This is a genomic window from Enterovirga sp., assembly GCF_028290205.1.
In the GTDB taxonomy this organism is placed as follows: Bacteria; Pseudomonadota; Alphaproteobacteria; order Rhizobiales; family Beijerinckiaceae; genus Enterovirga.
Window position 1 is genome coordinate 1 of record NZ_JAQGKF010000034.1, and the last position, 10773, is coordinate 10773.

At 70.3% G+C, this 10773-nt stretch carries 9 protein-coding genes, 1 tRNA gene and 2 rRNA genes; 4 read left to right on the forward strand and 8 right to left on the reverse strand.

Going from position 1 to position 10773, the window contains the following annotated elements:
• The coding region (locus JWR86_RS02690; protein WP_299560388.1) for a 3-hydroxyacyl-CoA dehydrogenase NAD-binding domain-containing protein at nucleotides 1-1995 on the reverse strand (1995 nt) is incomplete at its 3' end.
• 148 nt (nucleotides 1996-2143) lie between these two features.
• On the opposite strand from JWR86_RS02690, the gene JWR86_RS02695 reads away from it, so the two are divergent.
• Nucleotides 2144-2863, forward strand: a complete 720-nt coding sequence (locus JWR86_RS02695) for an AprI/Inh family metalloprotease inhibitor (protein WP_299560391.1) — start codon at nucleotides 2144-2146, stop codon at nucleotides 2861-2863.
• Between the two features lie 15 nt (nucleotides 2864-2878).
• Here the strand turns inward: JWR86_RS02695 and JWR86_RS02700 are convergent, their stop codons facing one another.
• Entirely contained in the window at nucleotides 2879-4081 is a 1203-nt protein-coding gene (locus JWR86_RS02700) for an acetyl-CoA C-acyltransferase (RefSeq protein WP_299560394.1), read from the reverse strand.
• Between the two features lie 163 nt (nucleotides 4082-4244).
• On the opposite strand from JWR86_RS02700, the gene JWR86_RS02705 reads away from it, so the two are divergent.
• From JWR86_RS02705 to JWR86_RS02715, 3 genes are all read left to right on the forward strand, one after another.
• Nucleotides 4245-5570 carry a glycosyltransferase family 87 protein gene (locus tag JWR86_RS02705; protein ID WP_299560397.1) on the forward strand — a complete coding sequence of 442 codons (1326 nt, stop codon included), beginning with the start codon at nucleotides 4245-4247 and terminating at the stop codon, nucleotides 5568-5570.
• The gene (locus JWR86_RS02710; protein WP_299560400.1) at nucleotides 5531-5911 is read left to right on the forward strand and encodes a DUF3775 domain-containing protein; all 381 of its coding nucleotides are present in this window, start codon (nucleotides 5531-5533) and stop codon (nucleotides 5909-5911) included. Before JWR86_RS02705 ends, JWR86_RS02710 begins: the two co-directional genes overlap by 40 nt.
• A 223-nt stretch (nucleotides 5912-6134) precedes the next feature.
• Nucleotides 6135-7304 (forward strand): multidrug effflux MFS transporter, encoded by a 1170-nt coding sequence (locus JWR86_RS02715; protein ID WP_299560403.1) that lies wholly within the window; start codon nucleotides 6135-6137, stop codon nucleotides 7302-7304.
• A 6-nt stretch (nucleotides 7305-7310) separates the two neighbouring features.
• Here the strand turns inward: JWR86_RS02715 and JWR86_RS02720 are convergent, their stop codons facing one another.
• The 6 genes from JWR86_RS02720 to JWR86_RS02745 form a co-directional block, all read right to left on the reverse strand.
• The gene (locus JWR86_RS02720; protein WP_299560406.1) at nucleotides 7311-8249 is read right to left on the reverse strand and encodes an SMP-30/gluconolactonase/LRE family protein; all 939 of its coding nucleotides are present in this window, start codon (nucleotides 8247-8249) and stop codon (nucleotides 7311-7313) included.
• An 83-nt stretch (nucleotides 8250-8332) separates the two neighbouring features.
• Entirely contained in the window at nucleotides 8333-8782 is a 450-nt protein-coding gene (locus JWR86_RS02725; RefSeq protein WP_299560409.1) for an acyl-CoA thioesterase, read from the reverse strand.
• Nucleotides 8766-10052 (reverse strand): ArgE/DapE family deacylase, encoded by a 1287-nt coding sequence (locus JWR86_RS02730; RefSeq protein ID WP_299560412.1) that lies wholly within the window; start codon nucleotides 10050-10052, stop codon nucleotides 8766-8768. The genes JWR86_RS02725 and JWR86_RS02730 overlap by 17 nt, the downstream gene beginning before the upstream one ends.
• 167 nt (nucleotides 10053-10219) lie before the next feature.
• Nucleotides 10220-10296, reverse strand: a tRNA-Met gene (locus JWR86_RS02735).
• Between the two features lie 70 nt (nucleotides 10297-10366).
• A 5S ribosomal RNA gene (gene rrf / locus JWR86_RS02740) occupies nucleotides 10367-10481 on the reverse strand.
• A 79-nt stretch (nucleotides 10482-10560) separates the two neighbouring features.
• A 23S ribosomal RNA gene (locus tag JWR86_RS02745) occupies nucleotides 10561-10773 on the reverse strand; the annotation flags it as partial.

Genomic DNA, 10773 nt, shown 5'->3' on the forward strand with positions numbered 1-10773 from the left:
CCAGCCCTCCATGGCGTCCAGCACGGTCTTCAGGCCGACCGTGTCGGCGTAGAACATGGGGCCGCCGCGGTAGACGGGCCAGCCGTAGCCGGCGATCCAGACCATGTCGATGTCGGAGGCCCGCAGGGCCTTGCCCTCTTCCAGGATCTTGGCGCCCTCGTTGATCATCGGGAAGACGAGCCGGTGCAGGATCTCCTCGTCCGTGAAGGATCTGCGCGTGATGCCCTTCGCGGCCGAATGCTCGAGCACCATCTTCTCGACCAGCGGCGAGGGGCTGGCCCGCCGGTTGGAATCGTAGTCGTAGAAGCCGGCGCCCGTCTTCTGGCCGCGCCGGTCGAGGTCGCAGAGCTTGTCCTTCAGGCTCTCGGCCGGCTGGCCCTTCTGCCAGCCGATGTCGAGGCCGGCGAGGTCGCTCATGGCGAAGGGGCCCATGGGCAGCCCGAACCCGTACAGCACGCGGTCGACATCCCACGGCATGGCGCCCTCTTCCACGAGGCGGTTCGCCTCGCGCTGGCGCTGGGCCAGCATGCGGTTGCCGACGAAGCCGTGGCAGACGCCGACCAGCACGCCGAGCTTGCCGATCCGCGGCGCCAGCTTCATGGCCGTGGCGACCACCTCCTTGGACGCCTTCTCGGCCCGGACCACCTCCAGCAGGCGCATGACGTTCGCCGGCGAGAAGAAGTGCATACCAATGACGCTCTCCGGCCGGCTCGTCGCCGCCGCGATCTCGTCCACGTCCAGATAGGAGGTGTTGGAGGCCAGGATCGCGCCGGGCTTCGCCACCTTGTCGAGCTTGGCGAAGGTCTCCTTCTTGAGATCCATGTTCTCGAAGATCGCTTCGATCACCAGATCCTGTGATCCAAGGCTGCCGAGATCCAGGGATCCTGTGAGCAGCTTCATCCGGGTCTCCACGTCCTCGGGCCTGAGGCGGCCCTTGGCGGCGGTCGCCTCGTAGTTGCGCCGGATGATGCCGAGCCCGCGTTCCAGGTTCTCCTTCTGGGCCTCCACGATGGTGACCGGGATGCCGGCATTGAGGAAGTTCATGGCGATGCCGCCGCCCATCGTGCCGGCCCCGATGACGCCGACGGACTCGATCGGCAGCGTCGGCGTGGAATCCGGCAGGTCCGGGATCTTGCGGACCTCGCGCTCGGCGAAGAAGGCGTAGCGCTGGGCCCGCGACTGCGTGCCGGCGACGAGCCGCCCGAAGAGCTCGCGCTCGGTCGCCATGCCTTGCTCGAAGGGCAGGTGGACGGCCGCCTCGACCGCCTGGATGCAGGCCTCCGGCGCCTCGAAGCCGCGGAACTTGCGCGCGTTGTCCCGGCGGAAGTCGCTGAAGATCTCCGGCCGGCCGCGCGCCGCCTCGACCTTCTCGTTCATGTCCCGGACCTTGCGGAGAGGCCGGCTCTCGGCCGCCACGCGGCGGGCGAAGGCGACCGCGCCCTCGCGCAGCTTGCCCTCCTCCACGAGCTCGTCGATCAGCCCGGCCGCCTGCGCCGCCTTGGCCGGAACATGCTCGCCCGAGGTGATCATGGCGAGCGCCCGTTCCGGCCCGACCACGCGCGGCAGGCGCTGCGTGCCGCCGGCCCCCGGCACGATGCCGAGCTTGACCTCGGGCAGGCCGACCTTGGCGGACGGAACGGCGACCCGGTAATGGCAGCCGAGCGCCGTCTCGAGGCCGCCGCCGAGGGCGGTGCCGTGGATGGCGGCGACCACCGGCTTCGGCGCGGATTCGATGACCGAGATCATCTCGGACAGGCTCGGGTCCTGAGGGGGCTTGCCGAATTCGGAGATGTCGGCGCCGGCGAAGAAGGTGCGGCCGGCGCAGATCAGCACCACGGCCTTCACGGCCGGGTCCTCCGAGGCGCGACGGATACCCTCCGCCACCCCGGTCCGCACCGCCGCGCCGAGCGCGTTCACCGGCGGGGAATCGACGGTCAGGACGGCGATCCCGTCTTCCACTGCGACGCTGGTCACCTGTCCGCCGACGCTTGCCATTCCGTCCTCCCGGTCCCGTTCAGCCCCCCTCTAGCCCGCGCGCCCCGGGCTCGCAAAGCGGGCGACCTCCACCCGAGTTGCCCCGGCCCGGCTTGGCGCCGACCGCACTCGGGCGCAGAACAGGTCGGTCCCGAGCCGGAGGTTGCCCATGCCCGCTCTCCCGTGCCGCCGCCCCGTCGCGCTGTTTGCGGGCGTAGCTCTCGCCCTCGCGGCGCCCGTCTCGTCTTCAGCGGAGGACGACGCCCTCGATAGGGTCCGGGCTCAGGCCGGGACGTGGCTCGTGGCGCCGGACGACGGGCAACCCGGCTGCCGCGTCACGCTGGAGGTCGAACCGAAACCGGCCGGCAGGGTGGCCCGCGCCGCACCGGATTGCGGGGCGCGCATCGCGAACCTGAGGGAGTTAGCGACCTGGTCCTTCGCCGAGGGCGGCGTCAGCCTCAACGATGCCGCCGGCCGGCGATTGATGCTGTTCCGGGAAGGCGAGGGTGGCGTGCTGAAGACGCCCGGTGACGGGGTTCCGAACCACCTCATGGTCCAGGCGAGGCCCGGCGTGGACCGCGCCCCGCACGCGCCCGCGATTTTTGGCACCTGGACGATGCAGCGGCCCGGCGGTGCTGCCATCTGCACGGCTACCTTCCGGGACAGGCCGCCGGCTGGAGGCGAGGAGAGCTTCGCGCTCGACCTCGACCCCGGCTGCGATCCCGCGGTTCGCAAGCTCAAGCTCGTCGCGTGGCGCGTGGAGGAGTTCGCGCTGGTTCTCTACGGCACCGAGGGCGCGTCGCTCCGCTTCGAGCCGCTCCCGGGCGGCGCCTTCACCAAGGACATGGCTGAGGGCGGGCTGCCGCTCCGGCTCTTGCCCAGGAAGTAGGCCCGGCGCTCCCGCTCAGAAGATCTCGAACAGGCCGGCCGCGCCCATGCCGCCGCCGACGCACATCGTGACCACGCCGTACTTGGCGCCGCGACGCTTGCCCTCGAGGAGGAGATGGCCGGTCATCCGCGCCCCCGACATGCCGTAGGGGTGGCCGATCGAGATGGCGCCGCCGTCCACGTTCAGCTTCTCGTCCGGAATGCCGAGCCGGTCGCGGCAATACAGGACCTGGCAGGCGAACGCCTCGTTCAGCTCCCAGAGGTCGATATCCTCGACCGTGAGCCCGTGCTGCTTCAGGAGCTTCGGCACGGCGAAAACCGGGCCGATGCCCATCTCGTCCGGATCGCAGCCCGCGACCGCCATGCCCCGATAGGCACCGAGCGGAGTGAGCCCGCGCCGTTCCGCCTCCCGGGCCTCCATCAGCACGGCGGCCGAAGCGCCGTCCGAGAGCTGCGAGGCGTTGCCGGCCGTGATGAAGCGGCCCTCCTGGATGCGCTGTCCGTTCTTGAACACGGGCTGGAGCTTCTGCAGGTCCTCCAGCCGCGTCTGCGGCCGGTTGCCCTCGTCCTTGTCGACGGTGATCTCGCGCTTCGAGATCGCGCCGGTCGCCTTGTCGGCAACCGCCATGGTGGTGGTGATGGGCGCGATCTCGGCCCGGTAGCGGCCCCCATCCTGGGCGGCGGCGGTGCGCTGCTGCGATTGCAGCGCGTAGGCGTCCTGCGCCTCGCGCGAGACGCCGTAGCGCTCGGCCACCGTTTCGGCCGTTTCCAGCATCGTCATGTAGATCTGGGGTTTGCGGTCCACGAGCCAGGGATCCTGGCCCCGCCAGCGGTTCTGGTGCTCGTTCTGGACGAGCGAGATGGATTCCAGCCCCCCGCCGACCGCAACCTGCATCCCGTCATGCAGGATCTGCTTGGCGGCCGTGGCGATGGCCATCAGGCCGGAGGCGCATTGCCGGTCCATGCTCATGCCGGCGACCGTGTCCGGGAGCCCGGCCCGCAGGGCCGCCTGGCGGGCCACGTTGCCGCCGCTGGATCCCTGCTGCAGCGCCGCGCCCATGACGACGTCCTCGACCTCGCCCGGCTCGATGCCGGCCCGCTTCACGGCCTCGGCGATGGCGTGGGCGCCCAGCGCCTGGGCCTGCGTGTCGTTGAAGGCGCCGCGATAGGCCTTGCCGATCGGCGTCCGGGCGGTGGAGACGATCACGGCGTCGCGCATGGGTGGGTCCTGTTCGGGGCCATGTCGCCGGGGGTGGACGAAGCGGCCCGTTGCCCGACCATACCGGGCTCCGCCGCCGCGTCACAACCCGGGCTGGGGGTCGCAACCTGCCCTTAAGCCTTGAGCGGGCACAAGCGGCAGGAGGGCTGGCCCGGAGGCTGCCGTGGAGCGTGTCGCGACCGGGGCCTGGATCGATCGGCCGCTGATGCGGGCCGTGTCCGGGCTGACGCTGGCCGCGACCCTGGCGGCGCTCGCCCATCTGTATCTCGGGTCCAGCGGCACGCTCGACGCCTGGGGACGCCCGCTCGGCACCGACTTCTCGAACGTGTGGACGGCCGGCCGCATGGCGCTCGAGGGCCGCGCCGCCGCGGTCTACGACCTCGTGGCGCATCACCGCGTGCAGCAGGAGGTGCACGGCAGCGCGGCCGTGCCGTTCTACGGCTGGCTCTACCCGCCGCCCTTCCTGCTGGTCGCAGCGGCGCTGGCCACCCTGCCGTATCTGCCGGCCCTGATCCTGTTCCAGTTCGCGACGCTGCTCCCGGCGCTGCTCGTCCTCCGACGCATTCTGCCGGACCGGGACACCGTTCTGGTGGCGCTGGGATGCCCGGCGGTCCTGGTCTGCCTCACCCATGGCCATAACGGCTTCCTGTCGGCCGCCCTGTTCGGCGGCGGCCTCCTGCTGCTCGGGGGCGGCCGGCCGGCGCTGGCCGGCCTGTGTTTCGGCCTCCTGAGCTACAAGCCGCAATTCGGCCTGCTGCTGCCGCTGGCGCTGCTGGCCGGCGGCGAACGGCGCGCCGTCGGGGCCGCGGCTGCGACGGTGGCCGGTCTCGCGCTTCTGCCCGCCGCCCTGTTCGGCCCGGAGGTCTGGACGGCCTTCCTGCTCTCCCTTGGGCAGACCCGAACCGTGATGCTGGAGGGGGGCGGACCCGGCTGGCACACCATGCAGAGTGCCTTCGCGGCCGTGCGGGCGTGGGGCGGCGGGGTCGGGCCCGCCTATGGGGCGCAGGCGCTCGTCGCGCTTGCCGCGGCGCTCGCGACGGTCTGGGTCTGGCGCCAGCGGGCAGCATTCGAGCTCCGGGCCGCGACCCTGGTTCTGGGCTCGCTCCTGGCGACCCCCTACGGCATGGATTACGACCTCGTTCTGCTCGGCCCGGTCCTGGCCTTTCTGATCCGCGACGGCCTGCGCCGTGGCTTCGAGCGCTGGGAACTCTCCGCCTTCGCGCTCGCCTGGTTCATGCCGATCGCGGCCCGCCCGCTCGCCCTCCATGGCGGGGTCCCGGCCGGCTTCCTGAGCCTCTGCCTGCTGCTCGGTCTCGTGCTCGGGCGCGTGCGGCAGGACTTGGCGGCGGTTCCGGCGGAGCACCAGCCTGCCCGGCGTGAGGCCGCGCCCGAGTCCGAACCGCTTTGCCCCTCGCGCATTCTCCCTCGGACACGAACGGAGAACACCGCATGGACATCGCCCTCGACAAGGTCTGCGATCTCATCCTGAGGCTTCGTCAGGTCGATGTGAAAGAGGGGATCACCGACCCGGATTCCGGCTCGAACCCGATCGACGACGGCTCGACGGACGTGCTCACGGGCGGGGGTGACGACTCGACGGAGGAGCAGGTTCGGGAGTTTCTCGAAGGCCTCAACGACGACGAGCGGCACGACCTCGTGGCCATCACCTGGATCGGCCGCGGCGATTTCGATCCGGACGACTGGGCCAGCGCCCGCCGCGAAGCCCGCGACCGGGAGATGCTGTCGACCGCCGATTACCTCTTGGGCATCCCGAACGTCGCCGACCTGATGGATGAGGGTCTGGCCGCGCTCGGCCGGTCCTGCGCCTGAGCGGCCCGGACACTCGCCCGGTTCGGCGCCGACCGGCGTCTTGCGCCTGACCGGCGGGCGGCTGCGCGCCCGCAACATGGGTGCCTGGCCCGACCTCTGCTAGAGCGGGGCCGAGTCAGGCGGCCCGGCTCGCCCGGAGGCCGACCGGACGCCAGACGAGAGGCTGATTCTGCCACGGGCGGAGTGGCTCCAGGAGGCTCGTGTGCCGACCCCGCCGGAGGACATGCCTATTCGCCCGGCGAAGCGCAGCCCGAATCTCGCCCTGCTGATCGCTGTCACCATGACCGGCACGGTGGCGCTGCACATCTTCATCCCGGCCCTGCCGGCAGCCGCCCGGGACCTCGACGTCAGCCCGGCCGCCATCCAGCTGACCATTACGCTGTACCTGGTCGGGTTGGCCCTCGGCCAGCTCGTCTACGGGCCGATCTCCGACCGCTACGGCCGCCGTCCCGTGCTTCTGGCCAGCCTGGCAGTGTATCTGCTCGGCTTCGTCTTGGCGGTTCCGGCCACCACGCTCGGCTGGCTCGTCACCGCCCGCGTGCTGCAATCTCTTGGCGCCTGCGGGGCGCTCGTGCTCGGCCGGGCCATGGTGCGGGACGTGTCCACGGATGAGGATGCGGCCCGCAAACTCGCCGTCCTGATCGCGTGCCTGACGCTGACGCCGACGCTCGCGCCGGGCATCGGCGGCTTGATCGAGGCCTGGTTCGGGTGGCGGGCGATCTTTGTCCTGCTCGCGGCCGTGGTCGGCATCCTGACGGTCCTGGTCGCGCTGACCCTGCCGGAAACGCGGCGGGGCACCGCGCCGCCCGGCGTCGGATCCATCCTCCACGGCTACCGGCGGCTGATGCGGTCGGCCAAATTCCGGCGCTACATGGTCGCGGGCTCCTGCTCGGGCACGAGCCTCTACGCCTTTCTGGCCGCGGCGCCCTTTCTCTATGTCGACGTGCTGGGCCGCTCGGCCCAGGAGGTCGGCCTCTACTGCGTCGTGGTGTCGTTCGGCATGGCGATCGGGGCCGGGCTGGTGCGGTTCCTGGTCGGCCGCATGGAGATCCGCCGCGGCGCGCGCCTCGGCAACGCTGTCAGCCTGGCGGCCGCCGCCTTGCTGCTGCTGGCCGACCGGTCGGGGGCCCTCACGGTCGCAACACTGACCTGCACCATGCTGCTCTATGCGCTCGGCACGGGGATCGGCGGGCCCAACATGGTGGCGGGCGCCATGGCCGTCGACCCCGACGCGGCCGGCTCCGCCTCGGGACTCTATGGCTTCTCCCAAATGGCCTTCGGGGCGCTGGCCACCCTCGCGGTCGGCCTCTGGCACGACGGGTCTGCCCTGCCGCTCGCGGTGGTGCTCCTGACCGCCTCGGCGACAGCCGGGCTGACTCTGCAGCGGGTCTAGCGGCGGCTAGGCTCCGGCCACGCCCTGGGTGTTCACATAGAGGGCGTAGACCGACTGGCTGGCCGCCATGAACAGGCGGTTTCGCATCGGGCCGCCGAAACACACATTGGCGCAGCGTTCGGGCAGCCGGATGCGGCCGATCAGCCGGCCCTCGGGGTTGAAGACCATGACGCCGTCGAGCTCGGGCGAGCCCATGCCCCAGCCGCACCAGAGGTTGCCGTCGACATCGACCCGGAACCCGTCCGGCGTGCCCGGCCCGGCATCGATGAAGACCCGCTTGTTGGCGAGCCCGCGCCCGCCCTCGACCACGTCATAGGCCAGGATGGTCCGGGTCGGTGTGGCCCGCGACTCGACCACATAGAGAATGCTCTCGTCCGGCGAGAAGGCGAGCCCATTGGGGCCGCGGATGTCGGTTTCGACCGCGGCCAGCTCCCCGGTCGAGCCGTCGATCCGGTAGACCGATTGCGGCAGGGCGGGCTCGGCGACCCGCCCCTCGTAATGGCCCAGGATGCCGAAAGGCGGGTCGGTGAACCAGATCGCGCCGTCGCGGGCCACGACGACGTCGTTCGGCGAGTTCAGCGGCCGGCCCTGGTAGCTGTCGGCCAGGACCGTGAGGGAGCCGTCATACTCGGTGCGGGTGACGCGCCGGCCGTGTTCGCAGGTGACGAGCCGACCCTGGCGGTCGCGCGTGTTGCCGTTGGCGAAGTTGGACGGCTTGCGGAACACCGACACGCGCCCCGTCTCCTCGTCCCAGCGCATGATGCTCTGGTTCGGGATGTCGCTCCACAGGAGCTGCCGCTGGTCGCCGAACCAGACCGGTCCCTCGGCCCAGCGGAAGCCGGTGGCGAGCCGCTCAACGGCGGCCGAGAAGATGCGGTACTTGGCGAAGCTCTCGTCCAGGATCTCGATCGCGGGATCTGGATAGAGGGTGCTGGGCTGCCACATGCTGGGTCCCCGTGCGGATCGCGACGGCGCGCCGCTCTTCTCAGCACGGCTGGCCGGCGGTGGCGACTCCCGCCCCGCCGATCTCACTCCGGCCTGAGCAGCGCCTCCACGTCGGTCCGCGTGGCGGCCGGAAGAGGCTTCGGGCGGCGTGACTCCCCATCCATCAGCACGGTGACGGCATCCGAGGTCGCGGCCAGCCGTCCATCGGGGCCGAGCAGCACCTGGCTAAACGAAACCGAGCTGCTGCCGACGCGGCTGATCCAGGTGCCGCAGCGCACCCGGCCCGGATAATGCAGCTCCGCCCGGTATTCGATCACGAGCCGGGCGATGGCGAAGAAGGTGTCCGGCCCGAGGGTCGGGCCGAGCACAGAGGTGAGCGCGTTGACGCGGCCGCTCTCGCAGAACATCGCGAACGCGGCGTTGTTGACGTGGCCGTTCGCGTCCGTGTCGCAGAAGCGCAGGACGTCCTCGTTCCACAACACCCGGCTGTCGGCCTGGAGCGCGGCGAGGTCCGGCTCAGGCGACCGGCTCAACGCCGCACCATTGCGCTACAAACAGCGCCATCGCGGTCGTGATCCGCTTCACCGAGGAGAGACTCACGCATTCGTCGTATCCATGGATGTTCCGGCTGACGGGGCCGTAGCAGAGCGTCGGCACGCGGTCGTAGAGAGCGTAGACGCGGGCGTCGAGATAGCCGGCGGTCATGAAGCTCTCGAGCTCCGACCCGGTCGCGACCCGGTGCGCCACGCCCAGCACGCGCTCGGCCTCGGACCCCTCCTCCAGCACATAGCCCTCGGCAAAGAACCCCTGAAACCGCACCTGCGGCGGGTTGTTGCCGAGAAACGGGTCCGTGCGGGAGAAGGCCGCGACCGCGGCCTCGATCTCGCCCGCCGCCTCGGCGGCCGAGATGCCAGGGTAGAAGCTGATCCGGCAGTGCAGCCGGCACCAGGCCGGCACCGAGGAGGCCCAGTCGCCGCCCTCGATGCGGCCGATGTTCAGGTTGATCGGGTGGTCCTCGTTCTCGAAATGCGGCCGGCCGGCCTTGAGCCCGTTCCAGCGCGCCTCGAGCGCCCGCAGGGCGCCGACGACCCGGTAGGCGGCATCGATGGCGTTCTGGCCGGCGCCCATCTCCCTGACATGGACGGGCATGCCCCGAACCTCGACCTCGAACCAGAGCACGCCGGTATTGGCCCGGACGAGCTTCTCGTCCTCCGGCTCGGGGATCAGCACGGCGTCAGCCCGGTAGCCGCGCAGATGCGTCATCAGGGCGCCGTTGCCGGTGGATTCCTCCTCGACGACCGACTGCATCGTGACGGTTGCGGCGGGCTGGAGGCCGATGCGGCGAAGCGCGTCCAGGCAGAACAGGTTGGCGGCCGTTCCGGCCTTCATGTCGGCGCCGCCGCGGCCATAGAGCCAGTCGCCCCGGATCACCGGGTCGAAGGGTGGCGCGCTCCACATGTCGGCCGGCCCGGGCGGAACCACGTCCACATGCGACTGGAGGATCAGCGAGCGGCCCGTCTCCTGGCGCGGGCGGTGGATGCCGACCACGATCGGGGCATCGGAATGGTGTTCGGAGATCTTGGACGCGCCCGGATGGCGGGCGATCGCCTGGCGATCCATGCGGAACCGGTCCATCGCCAGGCCGCGATCCCGGAAGGCCCGAAACAGATGGTCCTGGATGGCCTGCTCCTCGCCCCGAACGGACGGGAACCGGATCAGGTCCTGGGTGAAGGCGACCTGCTCGGCGAAGCCGGCCTCGACCGACGCCACGATGCGGTCGCGCAGGGTTGGATCGAGCGCCATGATGCCTCCCAGGACGATGGCGCAGCCATAGCGGGCCAGGGGCCGGGGGAAAAGCCGATCGCGACAGCGGCGTGTTCGCCCGGCGGCTCCGGAGGTCTGGCTGGTGGTTTGTGGTTTGGGCACGAAAAAACCCGCCCGCTCGGTTTTGGCCGAGGGGCGGGTGTGTTTGGTTGCGGGGCTAGGATTTGAACCTAGGACCTTCAGGTTATGAGCCTGACGAGCTACCGGGCTGCTCCACCCCGCGTCAAAGGCGGTGTGCGTCGTCAGGATCGTGACGACGCATTCAGATCGTTCAGAGGGATTGTCCTTGGCAGGTCCGGCAACGACCTACTCTCCCGGGTCTTGAGACACAGTACCATTGGCGCTGAGGAGTTTAACGGCCGAGTTCGAGATGGGATCGGGTTCGGGCTCCTCGCTCAAGTCACCGGACCAGCGAAGGACAATGGCAAGAGCAGCTCTCGCTGCGGAAATGGTCAATGATGGTGATCCGCGGACACGGATCATGAGAGCGATCAAGCCAATCGGGCTATTAGTACCGGTAAGCTCAACGCGTCACCGCGCTTGCACACCCGGCCTATCAACGTGGTCGTCTTCCACGGCCCTCAAGGGAGTTCTCGTTTCGAGGTGGGTTTCCCGCTTAGATGCATTCAGCGGTTATCCCGTCCGTACATAGCTACGCTGCACTGCGGCTGGCGCCACAACAGCTCCACCAGAGGTACGT

Coding starts and splice junctions, on each gene's coding strand:
- JWR86_RS02710 (WP_299560400.1), top strand. CDS start 5,531: ATGGACATCGCCCTCGACAAGGTCTGCGATCTCATCCTGAGGCTTCGT.
- JWR86_RS02730 (WP_299560412.1), bottom strand. CDS start 10,052: ATGGCGCTCGATCCAACCCTGCGCGACCGCATCGTGGCGTCGGTCGAG.
- JWR86_RS02695 (WP_299560391.1), top strand. CDS start 2,144: ATGCCCGCTCTCCCGTGCCGCCGCCCCGTCGCGCTGTTTGCGGGCGTA.
- JWR86_RS02715 (WP_299560403.1), top strand. CDS start 6,135: ATGCCTATTCGCCCGGCGAAGCGCAGCCCGAATCTCGCCCTGCTGATC.
- JWR86_RS02720 (WP_299560406.1), bottom strand. CDS start 8,249: ATGTGGCAGCCCAGCACCCTCTATCCAGATCCCGCGATCGAGATCCTG.
- JWR86_RS02700 (WP_299560394.1), bottom strand. CDS start 4,081: ATGCGCGACGCCGTGATCGTCTCCACCGCCCGGACGCCGATCGGCAAG.